Source organism: Calditerrivibrio sp. (assembly GCF_049968475.1).
GTDB classification, from domain to species: domain Bacteria; phylum Chrysiogenota; class Deferribacteres; order Deferribacterales; family Calditerrivibrionaceae; genus Calditerrivibrio; species Calditerrivibrio nitroreducens_A.
This window is the reverse complement of record NZ_JBMFQS010000002.1, coordinates 172,497-193,696: the sequence shown is the minus strand read 5'-3', so window position 1 is coordinate 193,696 and position 21,200 is coordinate 172,497. Positions and strand designations below refer to the sequence as shown.

Below are 21,200 nucleotides of genomic sequence, written 5' to 3'. Positions count from 1 at the left end.
TATGGATCAGGCTCAAAATTTAAGGAAAATAGCATGGGGCGTTAAAAGAAGATCCACTTATATATCGATTTCCAGCGGGAAAGGTGGAGTTGGTAAAACGAACTTTGCAGTAAATATTTCCCATACACTTGCCAGGATGGGGAAAAAAGTGCTTCTTTTTGATGCGGATCTTGGTTTGGCCAATGTGGATATTTTACTTAATCTCAATGTGAAGACTAATATAAAGGATTTTTTAGAAGGAAATATTTCATCTGATAATCTCGTGGTGGATTCTGGTTATGGTTTTGATGTGGTACCTGCTTCCAGTGGGTTTGTAAACCTTACGAAACTCGATGAAGGGCAATACGATAAATTGATGGATCTTTTTGTAAAGTTTGATTCGAAATATGATTATATTATTTTTGACACAGGGGCTGGAATTGGGGAGAATGTTATAAAATTCTCTTCCGTATCCGATATGCTTGTGGTAATTACTCAGCCGGAGCCCACAGCCGTGACGGATGCATATGCATTCATAAAGGTCGTCAATAAAGAATTCAATATAACAAGGCCATATCTTGTGGTAAATAAGTCAAAAACAAAAGAGGATGGAATTAATATATATGAAAATTTAAAAAATGTACTTAAGAGATTTTTAGATATAGATCTCGAGTTGCTCGGGGTTATCAGGGATTGTAAAGAGGTGGCATTATCAGTGAGAGAACAAAAACCTATTGCGGAGACCAATCCAACTTCGATCTATATGAGGGATTTGATATTGGTGGGTAAAAAGATAGTTAATATGAATATCGAAAAGAATTACAATAATGAGTTATCAAGTGTATTCAGGAGGAGCTTATGAGAAGTATACATCAATACATATCTTTTCTTCTGGCTTCCATAATATTTTTATTCTCCTTTACAATTAAATTTATTTTTGATATAATTTCCATAAATTATTTTATAAGGGATTGTATTTCTTTTTTTGTTATATATTGGGTATGTAAGCTAATTCTATCAAAGGTGGAGATGGTCTTTGTGCTAACTAAGAAGGTGAGTGGTGAATGAGTCTGGCATTGTACCAAGGTAGTCTGGATAGAATAGAGCAGGAAGAGATTGTAAAAGAGTTTTTGCCCAAGATAAAAGTATGGGTTTTGAGAGTTAGCAACAGACTGCCGGCTAATGTGGATAGTGATGAGCTATATTCTGCTGCTTGTATGGGGCTGGTGGAGTCTTTGCAAAAATTCGATAAAGGTAGAAGCGTAGATTTTTACTCTTATGCAGAAAGGAGAATCAAAGGGGCTATTCTGGATGCCCTAAGGCAGATGGATTTTTTGCCAAGAAATGTTAGAACCAAATTAAAACAGTTCGAAGAAAAACTTCAGGAATTAACATTTAAATTAGGGAGAAAACCGAATACCGATGAAATTATGGAATATACAAATCTTTCCCAGGAGGATGTTTTTAATTTCCTCAATCTGATTGAAACAGGACAGTTGACAAGTCTTGATACCTCACTCGATGAGGATGGGGATATATCTCTTCTGGATACTATAAAGTCTTTTGTGGAAGGTCCTGAGGATTCCACCATAAAAGAGCAGCTGATAAACAAACTTGGGGAAATTATCGATTCCCTTCCTGATAAAGAGAAGCTAGTAATTACTTTGTATTATTATGAAGAACTTACAATGAAAGAGATTGGTGAGGTATTGAAGATTTCAGAGTCAAGGGTGTCTCAGATACACTCTGAGGCTGTTAAGAAGTTAAAGAGGAAACTTAAGGGGGTATTATGAGCATAAAGGTACTTGTTGTTGATGATTCCGCTTTCATGAGAAAAGCTATTGAAAATATGCTGAAAAAGGAGCCCAATATAGAGATTATTGGGTTTGCCAGAAATGGTGTTGAAGCCATAGATATGGTTCAAAAATTGAAACCTGACATTATAACACTGGATATTGAGATGCCCCAGATGGATGGCCTTACGGCGCTGAGAAAGATTCTTGAAATTGCCCCTATTCCTGTAATTATGGTTAGTTCCCTTACTACAGAAGGGGCTGAAGCCACGTTGAAAGCTCTGGAGATAGGTGCTGTGGACTTTATACCAAAAGATAAATCATTTGCCAGTCTTGGGATAATGAAGATAGAGGATCAGCTGATAGAAAAGATAAAGACTTTTGCTGGGAGAAGAATCATCGCAAAAGCACCACCATCAAGACCTGTTACACCTTCACCTGCACAGGCTCCGATTTCATCAGCTCCAAAAAGAACTGGTGTTTTCAATGGAAATAAAAAGGTGGTGGCCATCGGGACATCTACAGGTGGGCCACAGTCTCTGCAGAGGGTTATTCCTAAACTCACCAAAGATCTTAATCGACCTGTATTTGTCGTACAGCATATGCCACCAAATTTCACAAAATCCCTTGCCACAAGGCTTAATGCTATGAGTCAACTGGAGGTGATCGAGGTGGAAGGGAAAGAAAAAGTGGAGCCAAATGTTGTGTACATTGCAAAAGGTGGATTTCACCTAAAGATTAAAAAAGTTGGGACGAATTTTTATATAGAGACATCCACAGAGCCATCAAATGTATTGCACATACCGAGTGTGGATGTGATGACGGCTTCTGTTGCCGAAAATTATGGTGCGGATGCTCTGGGGGTTATCATGACAGGTATGGGTAGTGATGGGCTAAATGGATTGAAGAAACTTAAAGAAAGAGGTGGTGCAGTCATTGCTCAAGATAAAGACTCCTGTGTGGTTTACGGTATGCCCAGAGCAGTTGTGGAGGCTGGCATTGCGGATGAAGTAGTACCATTGGATGATATCGCTTCACAGATTATGAGGTATTGTAAATAGAGACCCTTTAGAGGAGATATATGGCAGATATTTTAAGTCAGGAAGAGATAGACGCTCTTTTGTCTACCGTAGCCGATACCGGGATAAAGGATGAAGTATTCTCTCCTGAGGTGGATTTTGTACCAAAGAAGATTTCTGTATATGATTTTAGAAGACCTGATAGGGTTTCAAAAGAGCAGATCCGGTCTATTAGAAACCTCCATGATAAATTTGCCAGAAATTTTAGCTCCTCATTATCAAACTTTTTAAGAACCATAACAGATGTCAATCTTGTGAGTGTGGATCAGATGACATATGGTGAATTTTTGATGTCTCTTCCCGATCCCACAAATTTTAATATAATAAGTCTGATACCTCTGGATGGCAGTGCCGTACTTGAAATAAACCCATCTCTTGTTTTTCCTATAGTGGATAAGCTTCTTGGGGGCCCTGGTCTTCCTATGTACAAAGTCAGGGAACTTACTGCCCTTGAGCAGCATATTATGGAGAGTGTGATATATCTTTTGTTAAAGGAACTTGAAGACACATGGAAACAGGTAATACCAAATATTAAATTCAGGAAAGAGATCACAGAAAATAGTCCACAAGTTGTGCAGATAGTTGCCCAGAATGAAGTCGTTGTCCTTGTGGTTTTTGAGGTGAAATTTTCTGATGTTTCAGGTATGATAAATCTTTGTCTTCCAGCTGTTGTTCTGGAGCCTATACTTGGTAAGATCAGTTCTCAGGATTGGCTGGTGGGGGCTAAGAAGGTTAAAGGGCTTGATTATCTGGATAGAATTCTTGATATATTAATGGAAGCGTATCTTCCATTGAAATTAGAAATAGGTCCCACAATCCTTACGGTTGGCGATATATTGGAACTTGTGGAAGGGGATACCATAGTTTTTGAACATAAAGCCGAGGAGGATGTTGCATTAAAAGTAAATAATTTGGAAAAGTTTGCAACGGAAATGGGGGTAATTGGTGTTAAGAAAGGTGCACTGATAAAAAATATACTTCAGGAGAGCGAAAGTGTTGAAGAAGTTACAAATGAACAACGAGATAAATAGTTTTGCCAACCTACTATCAGAGATTTTTTCCAATAGTTTTTCATCACTTTTGGGGAAAAGCTTCCAGTTTCATGTTGAATCCGTAGCTGAAGGGGAGCTAAACGATATTGCTCTGGAGTATATGGGACAAACACTTATAAATATTAAAGAAAGTTTGAATGGTATAGATGGTGGCATTTTGATAGATACATTGACTATTACAGGTTTTGCTGATCTTATGTTGATGGGTTCCGGGGAAGGTGTGCAGGAACTTAATGACGATCTAAAGGATGCAATCAAAGAGCTTATAAACCAAACGATATCCGCAATGAATATCCCTTTTAATGATGAATTTAAAAAGAAGGTGGCTTTTGGGGTGATATCTGTTGATACTCTGCTTGATACCTCAAGTTATGTTGGAAATATTTTAATATTCGATATGTCTGGTTCTTTTGATGGTAAAAATGTTAAATTTAAGGTATTTTTCTCTTCACAGCTTAAAAATTTAATTATGGCAGAGAATTCTGAAGATGATGATTTTGATTTTTCTCCTGAAGTTACTGCAGTGAATCCAATGCCAAAGCAGCAGAAAAGTTATGGAGGTAAAAATATTGATTTATTGTTAGATGTGGAGGTTCCGGTAAGCATCAGGATAGGGTCCACCAAGATGTTTTTAAAAGATATCGTAAGTTTAAGCCCTGGTAATATAGTGGAGCTTGATGAATACGCAGAAGAGCCTGTTGTGGTAATGGTCAATAATAAACCAATTGCTAAAGGGGAAGTGGTTATTGTGGATGGATATTTTGGGGTTAGGATAAAGGAGATTATAAGTAAAGAGGAAAGGATTAAAAAGCTAAGGGATAAATAAATTTGTGTTGACAATATATATATGCATCAGTTATAATCAATATGCATATGAGAAAGCAGGAGGCAATTAAATGGCTTACGAACATGTGATTATTACAGTAGATGATTCATCCACTATGCGCAGGATTATAAAGAATACCCTTCAAAAATTAGGTTTTTCAAATATTCTTGAGGCAGGTAATGGTATTGAGGGGCTGGATGTTTTGGCAAAAAATAAAGTTGATCTTGTAATAACTGACTGGAATATGCCCGAGATGGATGGTCTTACTTTTGTCAAATCGATTAGAGCCAAACCTGAATACAAAGAGTTACCTATTTTGATGGTAACCACTGAGGCCGCCAAAGAAGATATTCTTACTGCCTTGAGGAGTGGTGTAAACAATTATATAGTAAAACCATTTACACCTGAGACTTTGCAGGAGAAAGTATTCAAACTTTTGGGATTGTAATATGTATGAAGTCAAAGATCTCTCTGAATTAATTGAGATCGCTAAGAAGATTAATTCTGGCGAATATGAGTTAACTTCGATATCGATAGACCCTAATCATGAGTTGTTTGAAGTTGTTCAATTTTTCAATGAGTCGATCAAAAAGATTTCCACCGCCAGAGATGTTGTGGAGGATAGCTATGAAGATCTTCCTGTATTTGAAAAGGTGTTAAAAGATGTTGTTAAAGACACTAAATCTGCTTCCGAAAAGATCTTAAATCTCACAGATAGTATAAATTTTAACATAAGTGAAATAAAAGACAATATCTCTTTACTCAAAGAATCTTTAGAAAATGAAGAATTAAATAAAGCGTTAGGACTGGTGGATAGATTAGTTGATAAGGCTATAGAAGGACAGGATATAGCTTTTGATATGATATCTGCTCTTGAATTTCAGGACATTACAAAACAGAAGATAGACAAATTGCTGAAAGTGGTAAAGGATCTTGAGAAAAAATTAAGTGATTTGATAATAAAATTTGGTTTAAAACATAATAAAATAGATGTTGATACGTTAAACAGATTGGGTGAGAAAGATAGTATATTAAACGATCAGGATTTAGTAAATCAGCTTTTGAAAGAATTTGGTCTATAGGAGGCAGTTATGTCCCATAATGAAATGGACGATTTGATTCAGGATTTTATTTTGGAATCTTCTGAGATTATAGATCAGCTGGATCAGGATCTTGTGGAGTTGGAACATAGGAAAAATGATCTCGATTTACTTAATAAGATATTCAGGGCTGCCCATACCATAAAAGGATCATCTTCATTTTTAGGCTTCGACAAAATGAGTACCGTAACTCACCATGCGGAAGAAATTTTAAACAGGCTCCGAAAAGGTGAGATGGTTGTGGTTCCAGAGATAATGGATATCCTGCTTGAATTTGTGGATGTGATCAAAAGGATTCTTGAGGATATAAAAAATGGTAGTGATACTGTTAACATAGATCAAATAGTAAAAAAATTAAAGCTTGCCAATGAAGGGAAGGTTTCGGTGGCTTCTTCTGCTACTGCCGTAGAATCTGATAAAAAACAGCCTAAAGTGGAACAAAAGGATGAAGGGGAAGGAGCTCAACTTAAAAAAGCAACAAAAGCAATTGAACAGACGATCAGGGTTGATGTTTCAAGACTCGATTCCCTTATGAATTTAGTTGGGGAATTGGTACTTAGCAGAAACAGGATTGCCCAAATATCTTCAGAGCTTGAAAGGAAATTTGAAGGGGATTACCTTGTGGAGCAGCTTCTTGAGACCACTTCCCAGATCGGTTTGATTACTACCGAGCTTCAACTGGCCGTAATGAAAACCAGAATGGTACCTATAGGCAAGGTTTTTAATAAGTTCCCCAGAATGATTAGAGATCTCGCAAGAGATCTGAAAAAAGAGGTTGATCTCATAATTACTGGTGAGGATACCGAGCTTGATAAGTCTGTGGTGGAAGAGATCGGTGATCCTCTGGTGCATATGATAAGAAATGCTGTGGATCACGGTATAGAAAGTCCAGAGGAGAGAATTAAAAAGGGGAAACCTGCCAAGGGTAAAGTCCATCTGGCTGCTTATCATGAGGGTAACCACATAGTGATAGAGATTACCGATGATGGTAAAGGGATGGATCCTGAAAAGCTTAAGAAAAAAGCGATAGAAAAGAAGGTAATTACCCCTGAAGAAGCAAAGGGGATGAGCAAAGAAGAGGCCTTTGCTCTTATCTTCAAACCTGGATTTTCCACTGCGGAGAAAGTAACTGGTGTCTCTGGTCGTGGTGTGGGTATGGACGTGGTGAAGACCAATATAGAAAAGTTAAATGGTATTATTTCAATAGAATCTGAAATAGACAAAGGATCCGTCTTCAAATTGAAGTTGCCGCTTACTCTTGCCATAATTCAGGCTTTGCTAGTGGATGTGTCAGGCGAAGTTTTTGCTATTCCTCTTGTATCTGTTATTGAAACTGTAAGGATAAATGAAAATGAAATTCATAATTTTGAAGGTAGAGAGGTATTAAAACTAAGGGATTCTGTGCTTTCGCTTGTAAGACTTAACGATGTTTTTGGATTGGAAGGTTCTTTTTCTCAGGATATATATGTCGTTGTGGTGGCTCTTGCAGAAAAGAGGATTGGTCTTGTGGTGGATCGTCTTGTGGGGCAGGAGGAGATAGTTATAAAATCATTGGGTGAATATCTTAGTGGGAATGTTGGAATAGCCGGAGCAACAATAATGGGTGATGGTAAGGTTCGCCTTATTCTTGATGTTTCTGGGGTTATGGAGATTGCTACCAAAATGCCTAAAAAGATAAAAAAGGGTAAGTCACTAAAAAAGCCAAACGTTTCTTCTGGCAACATGGTGAATGTGCTTGTTGTGGATGATTCATCCACAGATCGAAAAATTATGAAAAGATTGTTATCTTCCTCAGGTTGGATCAATTGTGTGGAGGTCACAAATCCTCATGATGCTATTACTGCTACTCAAGACTTAAATATAGATCTGCTTATAACAGATGTCATGATGCCTGATATAGATGGGTTTGAGCTTGCAAGGATATTAAGGGAGAGAGGGTTTGATAAACCTATAATAGCTGTTTCTGGTAGAGGGGAGGCTGCGGCTGGTCAAAAGGCTAAAATATCAGGTATAAACGCATTTATGACCAAACCGATAAACCTGCAAGAGATGCTAAACAAGATAGATGAGTTGATAGGTGTTAATAGGTAGAATATCGCTTCTAACATTAGTTTTAGTAATCATTCTTGAGGCGGGAAGCTATTGTTATGTTTATGTCTACGAGGTGACAACTTCTGACAGAAGATTCCAAACTGCTTCAAAGCTTTCCCCAAACACATTTTTCCTAAGTAATGGTGGAAAAGATTTAATTAAAGAACTAAAGATTGTTAAGGTTTATGCCGATAATGATTTCAAGAAGGCATTAAAAGAATTTAAATTGGAAAATGAGAATGCTAATATACTATTACCTAAAAAAGCCCCTGATGATAGGTCTACTAATCCTTATATTTGGTGGAGGTGATCTTTTTGCAGCTCAAAGGGGTAAGTATTCGGTTTTAGCAGAAAAGGTAGATACAGGTATAAAAACAGAATTTATTGTCTTTAGTAAGTCTGATACAGATGCGCGGGAAGAGGTTAATCTCAATGGTTGGAAGGTTTTAAAAGTAACTAAGTTAAGCAAAGATTCAACAGATAACAATCCTGTTATTTCGAGTGAATATACTGATAAAACTGAAAAGATTTCCAATTCAGAAAAAAAAGATAGTTCTGCTAAAAAAATTACTAATTTGAAAAATTACAATAAAAAGAAGGGTTCTAATGTATCAAAAATCAAAACTTCATCCTTAAAAAAAACTACAAAATCAAGTAGTGAGAATAAATATTGTAATCAGGTTAATGTATATATCAATTCAAATCAATCTTTAAGTGATTCTGGTAAAATCGATTCCTTAGGATTAAAAACTGTTTTTGCTGAAAAATTGAATATCCCTGAAAACAGCATAAAAATAGATATTCGTAAGGTTAAACGATGAAAAGGGATATCTTCGATGATATAGAAGAGCTCAGTTTCAAAGACTTTGTGGAAATGGATATCTCCACATTTTATGACTATATTGGTCATATAATGGTGGACCTTAATTTTAGTTTTCACAGGTCGATAAGGGATGTGGGGGATTATAGGCGCATAGAAGTTTGGAAGCATACAAAAAATCTTGATGATTATGCACTTGTGTGGGTGGAGATAGTAAAACCCGGTAACGATGTTACAAGGGATGTTTCATACGATGTATTAAGAACAATGAATGATCTTAATATTTTAAAGCTGTTTTTCTTCACAAATGGTGGGATCGATGAATCAAGCCGTGATGTTTTGGATGACAAAGGGCATTTTATTTTTACGCCTGATAATATAATAGAAACCCTAATAGCCATAAAAAAGAAATCAGAGCTTGTGGTAAAACCCAAGATAAAAAGAAAAAAACCTAAGACACCTTCAGGGTTTGTGCTTATAAAAAATTTTTTAAAAGAGAATAAACCAAAAGAGATAAAAACAGTTGTTCCTATAAAACTAATTTCTGAATTTAGAGATAAGCTAATAGCTCAATTTGAACAGATTTTTGAGCTTATTAAAACTATAGAAGATATCAACAATATCGATTCAGAAATCAGAAAGAAGCTTAAGGCATATCAATTTGCACTTCTCACAGATCTTTTGAATGTTGCATCCCTCGAATTTGAAGATCCATTTGGATGGATGAAAGATGATTTTTTTTATATGATTCAGAATCTGGTGTTGTATATTGGGGCTCTTGTGGAGTATGAGCTTGAAGAGGATATGAATCATTATCTGGAAGAATTTAATAAAAGAAAAAATAATTTATATAAATTTGAAGAGATTATTGAGGAGATAAGAAAAAAGGATATAGAGCGTATTGAAATTGCTATCAAACAATTAAAGAAGTTGTCAAAGATTGTAATTATAGTATCGATTGTGGCACTGATCGTAGTTTTTTTTATGAAATAGATTCAAATACAGATTGAATTTTTTTTAGTATTATATTAAAATAATGCTTAATAAAAGATTGGAGTGTTGATGGACTGCGCTTTATTGTTGGATGTTGTTGATGCTATTATTATGGAAATAGATGAAGAATACAGAATTAAGTATATTAATAACCCTGTAAAAAATCTTACAGGTAAACCCAAGGAAAAATTGATAAATAAAAAATGTTTTAGCGTATTGTTTGGTTTTACCGAGCCATGTCCAAACTGTCAAATTGAAAATCTTAAAAGTGGTAAAATTGCATTAAATATAATTCATGATACTATTACCCATAGAGGGTTTCGGAAACTTTATTCGGCGAAATTTGAAAAGATTTCAAATGGTTCTTTTGTGGAAATCATTACGGATATCACTGAGAATAAAAAGTTAGTGGACACAATGGCACATCAGACTAAAGAGCTCAAAGCAAAAAATGTGATGCTTACCCTTCAAAAAAAGGAGATTGAAAAAAAACAGCATTTTATTGAAAAAGTTTTAAATAGTACAAATGAAGGGATTATGGTGGTAAATGAGAATTTCGATATAGTTTTATTAAATTATTTAACCAAGGAGATCTTTCAGGTTAAAGAATCTGATATAAAAGATAAGAAATGCTTTAATATATACGGCTTCGAAGAGCAGTGTCCCGATTGTCCATATAAAAATAGATCTGTGACAAAAAGTTCAAGAAAGGTGGATGGAAAAAGCCTTTCGATTTATTTTAATAAATTTGAAAATTTTATGGTGGAAAGTATAAGGGATGTTACTAAAGAGGTATATTTAATAGATGAAATCAAGAATCAGCAAAAAGAGCTTGAGGAGAAACAGAGGCAAATGGCTTTACTTAATGCTGATTTGCTGAAAATTAATGAGAAACTGCAGCAGGCTCAGAAGATTATAGATGATGAATTAAGGCAAGTGGGGGAGATTCAGGCAAGTCTTCTACCTGCTTCATTACCTATCATTGATGGCTATGAATTTGGTTCCCTTTATATCCCCGCCGAACATGCAGGGGGAGATTATTACGATTGTATTGAGATGAGTAATGGTTACTGGGGTTTTACGGTTGCAGACGTATCCGGGCATGGTACACCTGCTGCTGTTATAATGGCAATTACAAGAGCTATTATGAGATCTTATACGTATGACGTCATAAATGCAAGTGAAGCAATATCTATGGTGAATGAAATTTTGTGCAGTAATATATACACAAACGACTTTGTTACAATGCTATATGTTGTGTTAAATTCAGCCACAGGTGAATGTAATTTTGCCAGTGCCGGGCATAATCCGTTGCTTTTATTTGAAAAAAAGAATATGATGGTAAAAAAGGTTACATGTGGGGGTATGTTTTTAGGGGTATTCGATGATGTGGAATATGAGAGTGGATCTTTTGAGCTAAATGATGGTGATATAGCTTTTATGTATACAGATGGTCTGGTGGAGGCTATGAACCCGGAAGATGATTTATATGGGTATGATAGACTGATATCAAAATTGATAATGTTTAATGAGCTTAGTTGCCAGGAGATTATTGATAATATAATGGTTGATGTGAAAGACTTTTGTCGTGGAAGAAAGTTTAATGACGATATAACTATATTAGTAATTAAGAAAAAGGGGGCTTAAATGTTTGATGTAAAAGAAGTAGGTGGTACAAATGTAGTATATTTAAAAGGTGAGGTAAACGCCCAGTCTGGGGTGGAATTAAAGAATCATGTCCTTGAAATTTTTAAAAAGACAAACACTGTTGTTTTATCCTTTAAAGGTGTTATGTATATGAACAGTTCAGGGTTAAGAGAGGTCATAGATCTTCTTAAAAGAAGTAAGAAAGAAAATAAAAATTTAAGATTGTGTGATATGTCAAACGATATCAAAGAGATGTTTGCTTTTACTGGATTGGATAAGGTTTTTAAGATATATTCTGATGAATCTCAAGCGTTGAAAGGGTAGTAATATGGATGTTTTATTGGATAAAGAAAAGAAAGTTTTATCCATAAAGATGCCTCAGGATATTGATGTTAAAGATTTCAAATCCGCTAAAGAGCAGATTGATAAGTACCCTGACATTAGTGAAGTAAAACTTGATTTTAAGGACGTGCCATATCTCCAGAGCAAGCTTATTGCAGAGCTTATTGGAATTAAGAAGTATTCGATTAGCAAAGACATAAAGCTCACACTTACAAATGTCCAAGAAGGGGTTCAGCAGATTCTTGAGATATCAAATCTTCTGGATCATTTTACAATTAAAAGGGATTTTGGTAGCTACAGCCCACACGAATTAAGCTATCTACTTCTTGATCCTGAAATGAACGAGGCAGTTATAGAATATATTGCTTCAAATTTTAATGATAATTATGCTGAGCTTTTAGAGCAGTTTTTTGTTTCAGATGACCCCGTGCTTATTGAGTCTGCTATTTTGATAATAGGAAAATCCCACAATTATGGATATGTGGACAGGGTAAAGGGTTGTCTTGATAGTCCATATCCGAATGTGGTTCGATCTGCAATACTGGTTTTGGGCTGGTTTGGTGAGGATAGTTGCAAAAATAAAATATATGAATTTTTGAAGGATGAACATATCGATGTGGCGGAAGCCGCTGCTGCTACAATAGCGCTATTATCAGATGAAAATGATTCTATAGCAATTAAAGAATATCTCAGTAGTTCTGATGAAAGACTTAGAAAAATTGCTATTCAGGCTTTAAGCCTTATAAATGATGATTTTGCTTATAAGTTTTTAGTGGAACACCTCAAGGTTGAGAACAATGAGACGTTAAGGGTTCAGCTGGCAAAGGCTATATCATATTTTAACAAACCTGAAGTATCAGACATCCTATTGGATATGCTTAAAGAGGATTCATTGAAGATTCGTGAAGCGGCTGCGTCATCTCTGATAAGAATTAAAGCTACAGATAGAGTAGACCAGATAATGGCGCTTGTGGAGGATAAAGATGTGTGGGTGGCTTATTTTGCAGTAAAAGCTATAGGTGCACTTTGCAAAGAGAAGAGGTGCAGTGATCAACTGGAAAAGATATATTCAAAGGTGGATACACAGGTTAGAATTGCCATTATAGAATCTCTTGGGAATATAGGACAGGATGTGTCTGAATTTCTTTTTCAGCTTCTTGAGGATCCAAATGAAGACATAAGGAAAGAGGCCCTTAATTCTATATCTCGTATGAATAAAGATCTTGCAATTGAATCGGCTAATAATGCTTTAAAGGACAGTAGTTGGGTGGTGAGATTTAAGGCGATTGAAATACTCGAAGAGTTGAAGCCGGATGGTTTTAAAGATACACTGAAAAACCATGTTAAGACTGAAACGAATAGATATGTAAAAGAAAAAATATTTTCTATAGTGGGTGAGTTATGATCACTTCAGCTACTATAAAGATGAAGGATGAGGAATTTGCTGAGCTTGCAGATATAATCTATAAAAATGCAGGTATCACTTTTACAATCAATAAGAAATATCTCCTGGAGAATAGACTAACCAAAAGGCTCAACGAATTAAACTTTGCATCTTACAAAGATTATATCTACTTTTTAAAATATGATATCAAAAGACGTGATGAATTGAAGATACTGATGAACCTTGTCACCATCAATGAGACTTATTTCCTTCGGGAAAGGGCTCAAATGGATCATATGATTAAAAAAGTTATTCCCGAAATGGCTTCAAAAGGGAAGAGAAGCTTTAAAATATGGTCTGCAGCCTGCTCTTCAGGGGAGGAACCGTATTCAATAGCCATTCTTTTGAATGAAGAAGGGATGTACGGAAAATACAACATCGAAATTTATGCTACTGATATAAATACTGAAGTAATAGGGATAGCTGAAAGGGGTGTTTACCGTTCAGTTTCTTTTAGAGGGGTGCCACCATCTATTATTGATAAATATTTTACTAAAACGGGACTTGATTTTACATTAAAACCTGAGATCAAGAGCAAAGTAAAATTCTTTCATGCCAATCTTATGGAGAGCTTAGCTGCAAGTAAAATAGGGGTTACTGATTTTATATTCTGTAGAAACGTATTAATATACTTTGATGTTGAGGCAAAGAAAAAGGTAGTTGACATGTTTTACAAAACATTGAATCTTGGTGGTCATCTTTACCTCGGGCATTCTGAAACACTTAGTAAGATAGATGATAGATATAAAATGGTGAATTTTGGTACAGGTATAGCTTACGTAAAATAAATACTTTAGGAGCTTGTCATGGGGTAGGTCCTGTAGATCTTCAAAATGTCATAGGGAAGATCAGTTATGTGGAAAAGGTTCAGGATGTGCAGGATCGATCCATTGACAACAGGGTCGTGGTGGTTTCTCAGGAGTTCCAAAAGGAGGCAAATAAGAATCTGGAAGAGGTTGAGGATACAAAAAAATCTGAGATGGTTACAATAGATGATAAAGAGAAAAGAAGAGAGTTTGCGAATCATAAGAAAAAAAGAGATAGAAAAAATGATCATATGACTAAAGCTCCAGAGGAAGAGGAAGGTCAAATTATAGATATAAAGGGGTAGCTATGTCGATAGTAAAGTTGAAAATTATTTTTGACGACAATGTAGTAAGAGCATATGGGTATATGATTTCAAAAGATCCTTTAAAACTAAATGTAAGATTACCGTCTTCCCTTCCTTTTCATGAGGCTATAACGACACAGATAAATTTTTTTGAAGCTGGACAGAATAAAATATACGAGGTGAAACCGCTTAGATATACGGGTAATACTCTTGAACTTATGGTGATAAAGGAGTTGCCTGCTAAATCTGATCGTTCCCACTATAGAATAGGTTATAATGGTTACTTTAAAATAAAAAAGATCACGGGTGACCCAACTTCTTACTACCAGGAGGTAAAAAATATCAATGAAGGGATAAAAAATTCTCTTTCATACAAAATAAAAAGTGTTATTAGTAAAGAGATTCCCCAGATGCAGTATGTGTTGTGGTACCTTTTCGAACTTGACAACAAGATAGATGAGATCCTTGAGATTTTAAAAGAGGAAAAGAAGCTGAATGCTGATTATATGAAGGTGAAAACGATCGATATAAGTGGGGGTGGTTTTAGTTTTTTTTCTGAGAGTAAGGATTTTAATGTTGATGATATCTTTTTCGTAGATGGATTGATAGATGATGGATCAATAAAAATCAAGTTTGCCAGCATTTCCAGAGTTGTAAGCAGACATGAAACTAAAAAAGGGGTAATATGCGGTACAGTATTTGAGGAAATAGATAACGATATAAGAGAAAATATAGTGAAATATGTATTTGATAAAGATAGGGAAATGTTGAAGGAAGCAAAGAATCTATGAACTTTGCACCGATTTTGATTATACTATTTATATTGAATTTTTTAATGTTGATTTTAATAGGGTATCTTTTTTTGAAACTTAAGTCTCTGCAGAGAAAATTAGTGGATGTATCATATGACGATGTGAAGGTCATAACCGATACGTTGAAAGATCTGGTGGTGGAATCGGAGAAGGTATCTGAAAAATTGGATATATCAATAAAAGAAAAGGAAGCTTTGCTGGAGGATCTGGTTGATCTTATAGATGCAAAATTAAAACGATTGGAGCAGCTTAGTAGCACTAACACAGTTAATGTTTCTGATGCTAACAATGTAGAGGATAGCGTATCTTTAAGTTTTATTAATTCAAATTTAACCAATAAAACAAGTAATTTTGACCTTTCCGGTATGAGTTTGAAAGAAAAAGTTGTATTTTTGAGCCAGAATGGTGTGGCACCGGTTGACGTTGCAAAAAGGTTGGGGATCTCCGTAACAGAAGTCAACCTTGTGTTAAAACATGGTAGATGATTGACGGCGTCAAACTTCAGGATTTAATTAAATTTTCACTCGATCCAAATTCCATTGAGATAAAAGAAGGGGATAAGGTTTCGGTATCTATTGTAAAACCTTTAGACAATGGGATGTTTTTGGTGAATGTTAGGGGAAGGTTGCTAACGGCTAATTTTCAATCATTGCCGCAATTAAGTAGATTTACGGCAGAAGTTATAAAAACAGATCCTGTTCTGGAGTTGAGGCTTATTACAAAAGATGAGAAGATTGATGAAAATTTATTTAAAATAAAAGGGGAGGTTTTGAGATTCGACAAAAAAGCAGTTGTGGAGATTTTAGACAGATACGGTGTTAGAATAGATCCAAAAGATTTGACTTCTGAAGTGGTTAAAAAGGTTATAAGAGATAGCGGTATATTTTATGAACATAAGATTCTTAATGCAGAAAACTTTAAAGATGATGTTAAATATAATCTTTTTCAAAAAAATGATATGGAATCGGTTGGTCAGATAACAAAACTTCAGGTTATAACCATACTCGCAGGATTGGAAGCGTTTTTACCAATAAAAAGTGATGACTCTGATATGGAAGATCTGGAACTTATGGTGAAAAAAGGGAAGCAGATGTCAGTTATAATAAAAACCCACTTCAGTAAAATAGGTGATACGTTGATCTACATAAGGGATACAGGGTATGGTTTGGTGGATTGTGTGATTAAATCTGAAGTGGATATCTCAAAAGAAATTGGTGAGATGAAAATAGAGGGTGTAAGGGTAACATGGAAAAAGCTCGATAAGGAAGAGTTTGAAAAGGTAGACCCAATTAAAGATGCTGTTGGTAATATCGGCAGTATCGGGATTTTAGCTTAATAAAAAAGATATTGGTGGTTGTTATGTATGTTAACAATATAGAAATTTATGATAATGTGTATGGTGGTTATGGAATAGGCAGACTTCAGAATGGGAAGGTTGTTTTTGTTCCATTTGCAGTAAATGGAGATATTGTAAATATTAAGATAAAAGAGGAAAAGAAAAGCTTTTCCTATGGGGAATTGATTGAAGTAGTCAAATCTTCCCCCCACAGGGTTGATGGTTTTTGTAAGTATATAGGTGTTTGTGGAGGATGTTCCTACGGTTTTCTGGATGATAATTTTGAAATTGAGGTGAAAAAGAGGATTGTTGAGAATAGCTTTAGAAATATTTCCGATTTTAAAATCGATGAGTATATACACTCAAATAAAAGGGATTACAGAGTAAGATGCAGAATGAGATTGAAAAAGGGTGATCTATTCTATAAAAAGTTTAACTCCAATGAACTTGTACCTGTTGATGAATGCCCCATATTGAAGAAGGGTATTTTGGATAAAATAAAAGATATTGCGGCTATCTACTCTGATACAGATTGTGATATATCAATTATTGAAAATGAGAAAGAGGAAGAACTTATCTTTTTAGATTCAGATATAGATATAACAGATAGTAAATATAATATTAAATCAAAAATATGTCAAAAAGGGTTAAAGTCTATAGAGTTTAACATAAATAAACATACCATCCCGGCTGGATATAGGAGCTTTTTTCAGACAAATAGATATCTTTTTGAGTCTTTTCAGAGGAAGGTTGTTGAACTCTTAAGAGGATATGAAACAGTCCTTGAGTTTTATTGTGGAAGTGGTTTTTTTACCATTCCTCTATCAAAAGTGGTGAGAAGAATTGTGGCAATTGACCAAAATGATGAGGCACTCAGACTGTTAAAACAGCATGCCACTGGTAGAGCTGAACTATTAAATATAGATTTAAAAAAGGATATCAACAATATAAAAGGTCGTTTCGATGCTGTGCTGGTAAACCCTGATAGGGATGGACTTTCTAAAGGGGTATTAAAGTTGATCATGGATAAAAAACCCGAGAATATTGTCTATGTTTCCTGCAATCCCCAAACGATGTCAAGGGATATTAAACATTTTATAACTAAATATAAAATAAGTCAATTTACTATTGTTGATCAATTTTATAAAACTTACCATATAGAGTCTATTGCTGTGTTGACAAAGTTTTAGGAGTTTTTATGGATTATGTTGTAATAGGACTTATTGTTTTAAATTTACTTCTTTTAGTTTTTCTTTTCAAAAAGGTTCAGTTTATTGATCTTTCTGTTATTGGACAGAAGATAGATATGTTGGAAAGAAACAATTCTTTCATAAATAATATTGTTAAAGATGAGCTTACCCAGTCAAGGGGAGAGTTGAGGGAAATGATGCAGGAACAGAGGAGGGAGCTGTTTTATAATTTTCAACAATTTACAGAAGCATCAGCCCAAAAGATTGCAGATCTATCCATCGTTCAAAAGGAGCAACTTGAAAATTTTGATAAAACTCTTACGAGTTTTTTATCGAACATCAATGAAAATTTAGATGCAACAAAGTTGATGCTTGATAATAACCTAAAACAGCTAAGGGAAGAGATATCTGTAAGTCTTAAAGGGATCATTGATACCAATGCCAAAATAATAGGGGAACTTGGCCAGACCCAGAAACAGCAGCTGGAACAGTTGTCTTATAATATCTTACAGCTCACAGAAAATTTAAATGATAGGTTTGATAGATTGAAATTATCCGTTGATGATAGACTGGAGAAGATACGAGAGGACAACACAAAGCAGTTGGAGCAGATGAGGCAGACTGTTGATGAAAAATTGCAAGGTACCCTTGAAAAAAGGTTAGGGGAATCGTTTAGACTTGTAAGTGAACGGTTGGAACAGGTTTATAAAGGTTTGGGGGAGATGCAAACACTTGCAAGTGGTGTTGGAGATCTCAAAAAGGTTCTTTCAAATGTTAAATCAAGGGGGATATTAGGGGAGATACAGCTTGAGCAGATGTTGGAGCAGGTTTTAACGCCTGATCAGTACCTAAAGAATGTTTCTCCAAAAGGTAATAACGAAAATGTGGAGTTTGCCATTAAGTTGCCCAGTAAATCGGATAAAGATGATATTGTACTTTTACCGATAGATGCAAAATTTCCAATGGAAGATTACAATAGATTGATAGATGCTTTTGATGCAGGTAACCTATCAGATATAGAATCGGCATCAAAACTACTGGAACAAAGGATAAAAGGGGCGGCTAAGGATATATGCGAAAAATATATCAATCCCCCGGTTACTACAGATTTTGCTGTGATGTATCTACCTGTGGAGGGGTTATTTGCTGAGGTAGTAAGGAAACCAGGGCTTATCGATACGATTCAGAAAAATTACAAAGTGGTTATTGCTGGTCCCACTACTTTATGGGCTGTTTTAAATAGTCTACAAATGGGGTTTAGGACACTTGCAATAGAAAAAAGATCCAGTGAGGTATGGAATCTTTTAGCTGCAGTTAAAACCGAATGGTCTAGATATGGTGATGTATTGGATCAGGTAAAAAAGAAGCTGGAACAGGCAACAGATACGATAGATAAGGTAAGAACAAGATCAAACGTCGTGGGCAGAAAATTGAAAAGTATTGAGCAACTTCCGGATGAAGAAGCAAAAAAGATTTTAGAAATGGATGATATTATAGATGAATAAATGTTTCTTTGAATTTAGTTTTGAGAACTTTTTTAATTGAAAATTATCTATAAATATGCTATTTTTACACATTAAAATGGAGGTAGTATATGGACTGCATCTTTTGTAAGATTATTTCAGGGGAAATACCCTCTTCAAAAGTGTATGAGGATGAAGATTTTATAGCAATATTAGATATCAGGCCTGTAAATCTTGGACATACACTTGTTATACCCAAAAGACATTTTGTAAATATTTTTGATACTGATGAAGAAATTGCCCAAAAGATATATCCCATACTGATAAAGGTTTGTAAAGGGATAAAAGATGGGCTTACAGCTGATGGCATAAATATCATTCAAAACAATGAAAAGTATGCAGGACAGGAGGTTTTCCACTCGCATATCCACATAATACCCCGTTTCAGAGATGATAGTTTAAAATTTACTCCAAGGAGCCTTACTTATAAAGATGAAGATGAAAAAAATAGAATTGTATTAAAAATTAGAGAAAAAATAAAATAGGTGGTGTTGTGAAAAAGTTTGTTGTTATTATTATAATTGTTTTTGGTGTTTTTTTTGGTCTAAAATATGTCATCGGATTTAATATTAATGATTATTTTAAGAAGATTACCTCATCAAAAGAAGAGGTCGTTCTTGATAAAATATCTCCCCAACAGACTGTAACTATAAAACCTTCGGAACAGATCTTAAGTGTACAGGAATCTTTTGAGAAGGTTGCGGAAGCTACATTGCCATCAGTGGTAAATATATATACAGAGCAGAGGGTTAAGGTTAATCCAAGGTTCGATTTCCCTTTTGGTGACAACCCCCTTTTCAGGGATTTTTTCAGAGATTTCTTTGGTACTCCAAAACAGAGGGAATATAAGAGTACCAGTCTTGGTTCAGGGTTTATAATTACAGAAAATGGTTACATTGTGACCAACGATCATGTGATCAAAAATGCCGATTCGATAAGTGTTAAAATGTCTGATAAAAGAACTTTTAAGGCTACTCTTGTGGGCTCTGATCCAAAAACTGATGTGGCGGTTATAAAAATAGATGCCAAAGATCTCAAACCGCTTAAATTTGGAGATAGCTCTGCACTCAAGATTGGACAGTGGGCTATAGCTGTTGGAAACCCATTTGGTTTAAATGGTACCCTTACCGTTGGGGTAATAAGCGCAAAAGGGAGAAGTGGACTGGGAATTGAAACATATGAAGACTTTATCCAGACCGATGCCTCAATTAATCCAGGAAATTCCGGTGGGCCACTTTTGAATATCTATGGTGAAGTCATAGGGATCAATACCGCCATAATTGCTTCGGGACAGGGGATAGGCTTTGCAATTCCAGCTAACATGGCTAAACCGATTATAGAGCAGATCATAAATAAAGGTAAAGTTGAAAGAAGCTGGATGGGGGTTGGTATCCAGGATATGACACCGGAGCTGGCAAAGTCTATGGGGATTAAAATTGATCATGGCGTTGTAGTAAACAAAATATACTCAAAATCACCTGCGGAAAAGGCTGGCTTAAAAGAAGGTGATATAATAATAAAATGCAACAATGAGAGTATCACCACCTCATCAGAGCTTCAAAAAATTGTTATGAATTCAAAAGTTGGAGCTGAATTAAAGTTGACAATCATAAGGGATGGCAAGGAGATGACTGTAAAGGTTATCACAGAAAAGATGCCAGAGGAGGAATCTATCGCAAAAGATTCTCTTCAGCAGCTAAAGGATGAAAGATTGGGTATCACCGTAAGAAATTTAAATCAGGATGATCTGGAGAATTTTAATCATAAAAATGGAGTAATAATTGTTGAGGTGGAAAACGGCTCTCTGGCTGAAACTGTTGGACTTGCTGAGGGTGATCTCATCATATCTGTAAACAAAAGACCGGTGAAGAATATCAAGGAGTTTTCAGCAATACTGAAATCTTTTGCAAAGGGTTCCATCATTAATCTTATGGTGGAAAGGGAAGGGGATACGTTTTTTGTTGCCCTGAGGTTGAACTAAGGTTATTGTGTGGTTGGATTATTTAGTCCAACCACGATTGAATTTATACTATCAAACCTATTCTTATTATCTAATTTTCTT

Annotated in this window: 24 protein-coding genes; all 24 read left to right on the top strand. The window is 35.2% G+C overall.

All coding sequences use genetic code 11. The features are described 5' to 3' along the window. Position 1 precedes the first annotated feature (1 nt). Positions 2-841 carry a MinD/ParA family protein gene (locus ACP5Q2_RS03575; RefSeq protein WP_424605544.1) on the top strand — a complete coding sequence of 280 codons (840 nt, stop codon included), beginning with the start codon at positions 2-4 and terminating at the stop codon, positions 839-841. Continuing rightward, positions 838-1,047, top strand: a complete 210-nt coding sequence (locus ACP5Q2_RS03570) for a hypothetical protein (RefSeq protein WP_424605545.1) — start codon at positions 838-840, stop codon at positions 1,045-1,047. The genes ACP5Q2_RS03575 and ACP5Q2_RS03570 overlap by 4 nt, the downstream gene beginning before the upstream one ends. Further along, complete coding sequence (locus ACP5Q2_RS03565) at positions 1,044-1,772, top strand: sigma-70 family RNA polymerase sigma factor (RefSeq protein WP_424605546.1); 729 nt, start codon at positions 1,044-1,046, stop codon at positions 1,770-1,772. Before ACP5Q2_RS03570 ends, ACP5Q2_RS03565 begins: the two co-directional genes overlap by 4 nt. Then, positions 1,769-2,833, top strand: a complete 1,065-nt coding sequence (locus tag ACP5Q2_RS03560) for a protein-glutamate methylesterase/protein-glutamine glutaminase (protein WP_428097292.1) — start codon at positions 1,769-1,771, stop codon at positions 2,831-2,833. Before ACP5Q2_RS03565 ends, ACP5Q2_RS03560 begins: the two co-directional genes overlap by 4 nt. A 20-nt stretch (positions 2,834-2,853) precedes the next feature. Beyond that, on the top strand, positions 2,854-3,882 hold the full coding sequence (fliM, locus tag ACP5Q2_RS03555; RefSeq protein WP_428097290.1) for a flagellar motor switch protein FliM: 1,029 nt from the start codon (positions 2,854-2,856) through the stop codon (positions 3,880-3,882). Next, the gene (gene fliN / locus ACP5Q2_RS03550; RefSeq protein WP_428097287.1) at positions 3,845-4,729 is read left to right on the top strand and encodes a flagellar motor switch protein FliN; all 885 of its coding nucleotides are present in this window, start codon (positions 3,845-3,847) and stop codon (positions 4,727-4,729) included. The genes fliM and fliN overlap by 38 nt, the downstream gene beginning before the upstream one ends. Positions 4,730-4,799: 70 nt before the next feature. Then, on the top strand, positions 4,800-5,177 hold the full coding sequence (locus ACP5Q2_RS03545; protein WP_428097285.1) for a response regulator: 378 nt from the start codon (positions 4,800-4,802) through the stop codon (positions 5,175-5,177). A gap of 1 nt (position 5,178) precedes the next feature. Further along, the gene (locus ACP5Q2_RS03540; protein WP_428097282.1) at positions 5,179-5,811 is read left to right on the top strand and encodes a protein phosphatase CheZ; all 633 of its coding nucleotides are present in this window, start codon (positions 5,179-5,181) and stop codon (positions 5,809-5,811) included. 9 nt (positions 5,812-5,820) lie between these two features. Beyond that, entirely contained in the window at positions 5,821-7,920 is a 2,100-nt protein-coding gene (locus tag ACP5Q2_RS03535) for a hybrid sensor histidine kinase/response regulator (RefSeq protein ID WP_428097279.1), read from the top strand. After that, positions 7,907-8,230 carry a hypothetical protein gene (locus ACP5Q2_RS03530; RefSeq protein WP_424605553.1) on the top strand — a complete coding sequence of 108 codons (324 nt, stop codon included), beginning with the start codon at positions 7,907-7,909 and terminating at the stop codon, positions 8,228-8,230. The genes ACP5Q2_RS03535 and ACP5Q2_RS03530 overlap by 14 nt, the downstream gene beginning before the upstream one ends. Further along, positions 8,193-8,741: a hypothetical protein gene (locus ACP5Q2_RS03525; protein ID WP_428097276.1), complete on the top strand. Its 549-nt coding sequence runs from the start codon at positions 8,193-8,195 to the stop codon at positions 8,739-8,741. Before ACP5Q2_RS03530 ends, ACP5Q2_RS03525 begins: the two co-directional genes overlap by 38 nt. Continuing rightward, on the top strand, positions 8,738-9,733 hold the full coding sequence (locus ACP5Q2_RS03520) for a hypothetical protein (RefSeq protein ID WP_428097273.1): 996 nt from the start codon (positions 8,738-8,740) through the stop codon (positions 9,731-9,733). The genes ACP5Q2_RS03525 and ACP5Q2_RS03520 overlap by 4 nt, the downstream gene beginning before the upstream one ends. 69 nt (positions 9,734-9,802) lie before the next feature. Next, positions 9,803-11,380 carry a SpoIIE family protein phosphatase gene (locus ACP5Q2_RS03515; RefSeq protein WP_428097271.1) on the top strand — a complete coding sequence of 526 codons (1,578 nt, stop codon included), beginning with the start codon at positions 9,803-9,805 and terminating at the stop codon, positions 11,378-11,380. Beyond that, the gene (locus ACP5Q2_RS03510) at positions 11,381-11,704 is read left to right on the top strand and encodes an STAS domain-containing protein (protein ID WP_428097268.1); all 324 of its coding nucleotides are present in this window, start codon (positions 11,381-11,383) and stop codon (positions 11,702-11,704) included. A gap of 4 nt (positions 11,705-11,708) precedes the next feature. Continuing rightward, positions 11,709-13,127: a HEAT repeat domain-containing protein gene (locus tag ACP5Q2_RS03505; RefSeq protein WP_428097266.1), complete on the top strand. Its 1,419-nt coding sequence runs from the start codon at positions 11,709-11,711 to the stop codon at positions 13,125-13,127. After that, complete coding sequence (locus ACP5Q2_RS03500) at positions 13,124-13,954, top strand: CheR family methyltransferase (protein WP_424605559.1); 831 nt, start codon at positions 13,124-13,126, stop codon at positions 13,952-13,954. The genes ACP5Q2_RS03505 and ACP5Q2_RS03500 overlap by 4 nt, the downstream gene beginning before the upstream one ends. A gap of 68 nt (positions 13,955-14,022) precedes the next feature. Then, complete coding sequence (locus tag ACP5Q2_RS03495; protein WP_424605560.1) at positions 14,023-14,277, top strand: hypothetical protein; 255 nt, start codon at positions 14,023-14,025, stop codon at positions 14,275-14,277. 2 nt (positions 14,278-14,279) lie between these two features. Further along, positions 14,280-15,068: a PilZ domain-containing protein gene (locus tag ACP5Q2_RS03490; RefSeq protein WP_428097263.1), complete on the top strand. Its 789-nt coding sequence runs from the start codon at positions 14,280-14,282 to the stop codon at positions 15,066-15,068. Between the two features lie 44 nt (positions 15,069-15,112). Then, the gene (locus ACP5Q2_RS03485) at positions 15,113-15,574 is read left to right on the top strand and encodes a hypothetical protein (RefSeq protein WP_428097260.1); all 462 of its coding nucleotides are present in this window, start codon (positions 15,113-15,115) and stop codon (positions 15,572-15,574) included. Next, positions 15,571-16,425: a hypothetical protein gene (locus ACP5Q2_RS03480; protein WP_428097257.1), complete on the top strand. Its 855-nt coding sequence runs from the start codon at positions 15,571-15,573 to the stop codon at positions 16,423-16,425. Before ACP5Q2_RS03485 ends, ACP5Q2_RS03480 begins: the two co-directional genes overlap by 4 nt. A gap of 23 nt (positions 16,426-16,448) precedes the next feature. After that, positions 16,449-17,615: a class I SAM-dependent RNA methyltransferase gene (locus ACP5Q2_RS03475; RefSeq protein WP_424605564.1), complete on the top strand. Its 1,167-nt coding sequence runs from the start codon at positions 16,449-16,451 to the stop codon at positions 17,613-17,615. Between the two features lie 8 nt (positions 17,616-17,623). Continuing rightward, positions 17,624-19,120, top strand: coding sequence for a DNA recombination protein RmuC (locus tag ACP5Q2_RS03470; RefSeq protein ID WP_428097253.1), 1,497 nt, complete (start codon positions 17,624-17,626; stop codon positions 19,118-19,120). A gap of 89 nt (positions 19,121-19,209) precedes the next feature. Next, the gene (locus ACP5Q2_RS03465; RefSeq protein WP_428097251.1) at positions 19,210-19,623 is read left to right on the top strand and encodes an HIT family protein; all 414 of its coding nucleotides are present in this window, start codon (positions 19,210-19,212) and stop codon (positions 19,621-19,623) included. An 8-nt stretch (positions 19,624-19,631) separates the two neighbouring features. Further along, the gene (locus ACP5Q2_RS03460; protein ID WP_428097249.1) at positions 19,632-21,119 is read left to right on the top strand and encodes a DegQ family serine endoprotease; all 1,488 of its coding nucleotides are present in this window, start codon (positions 19,632-19,634) and stop codon (positions 21,117-21,119) included. Positions 21,120-21,200 lie beyond the last annotated feature (81 nt).

What these genes read in the sequence shown, in the direction of transcription:
- ACP5Q2_RS03485 (WP_428097260.1), top strand. Translation starts at nt 15,113, where the DNA reads ATGTTGATTTTAATAGGGTATCTTTTTTTGAAACTTAAGTCTCTGCAG.
- ACP5Q2_RS03505 (WP_428097266.1), top strand. Translation starts at nt 11,709, where the DNA reads ATGGATGTTTTATTGGATAAAGAAAAGAAAGTTTTATCCATAAAGATG.
- ACP5Q2_RS03515 (WP_428097271.1), top strand. Translation starts at nt 9,803, where the DNA reads ATGGACTGCGCTTTATTGTTGGATGTTGTTGATGCTATTATTATGGAA.
- ACP5Q2_RS03525 (WP_428097276.1), top strand. Translation starts at nt 8,193, where the DNA reads ATGATAGGTCTACTAATCCTTATATTTGGTGGAGGTGATCTTTTTGCA.
- ACP5Q2_RS03535 (WP_428097279.1), top strand. Translation starts at nt 5,821, where the DNA reads ATGTCCCATAATGAAATGGACGATTTGATTCAGGATTTTATTTTGGAA.
- ACP5Q2_RS03540 (WP_428097282.1), top strand. Translation starts at nt 5,179, where the DNA reads ATGTATGAAGTCAAAGATCTCTCTGAATTAATTGAGATCGCTAAGAAG.
- ACP5Q2_RS03490 (WP_428097263.1), top strand. Translation starts at nt 14,280, where the DNA reads ATGTCGATAGTAAAGTTGAAAATTATTTTTGACGACAATGTAGTAAGA.
- ACP5Q2_RS03470 (WP_428097253.1), top strand. Translation starts at nt 17,624, where the DNA reads ATGGATTATGTTGTAATAGGACTTATTGTTTTAAATTTACTTCTTTTA.
- ACP5Q2_RS03465 (WP_428097251.1), top strand. Translation starts at nt 19,210, where the DNA reads ATGGACTGCATCTTTTGTAAGATTATTTCAGGGGAAATACCCTCTTCA.
- ACP5Q2_RS03500 (WP_424605559.1), top strand. Translation starts at nt 13,124, where the DNA reads ATGATCACTTCAGCTACTATAAAGATGAAGGATGAGGAATTTGCTGAG.
- ACP5Q2_RS03475 (WP_424605564.1), top strand. Translation starts at nt 16,449, where the DNA reads ATGTATGTTAACAATATAGAAATTTATGATAATGTGTATGGTGGTTAT.
- ACP5Q2_RS03575 (WP_424605544.1), top strand. Translation starts at nt 2, where the DNA reads ATGGATCAGGCTCAAAATTTAAGGAAAATAGCATGGGGCGTTAAAAGA.
- ACP5Q2_RS03510 (WP_428097268.1), top strand. Translation starts at nt 11,381, where the DNA reads ATGTTTGATGTAAAAGAAGTAGGTGGTACAAATGTAGTATATTTAAAA.
- fliM (WP_428097290.1), top strand. Translation starts at nt 2,854, where the DNA reads ATGGCAGATATTTTAAGTCAGGAAGAGATAGACGCTCTTTTGTCTACC.
- ACP5Q2_RS03520 (WP_428097273.1), top strand. Translation starts at nt 8,738, where the DNA reads ATGAAAAGGGATATCTTCGATGATATAGAAGAGCTCAGTTTCAAAGAC.
- ACP5Q2_RS03545 (WP_428097285.1), top strand. Translation starts at nt 4,800, where the DNA reads ATGGCTTACGAACATGTGATTATTACAGTAGATGATTCATCCACTATG.
- ACP5Q2_RS03560 (WP_428097292.1), top strand. Translation starts at nt 1,769, where the DNA reads ATGAGCATAAAGGTACTTGTTGTTGATGATTCCGCTTTCATGAGAAAA.
- ACP5Q2_RS03565 (WP_424605546.1), top strand. Translation starts at nt 1,044, where the DNA reads ATGAGTCTGGCATTGTACCAAGGTAGTCTGGATAGAATAGAGCAGGAA.
- ACP5Q2_RS03570 (WP_424605545.1), top strand. Translation starts at nt 838, where the DNA reads ATGAGAAGTATACATCAATACATATCTTTTCTTCTGGCTTCCATAATA.
- ACP5Q2_RS03480 (WP_428097257.1), top strand. Translation starts at nt 15,571, where the DNA reads ATGATTGACGGCGTCAAACTTCAGGATTTAATTAAATTTTCACTCGAT.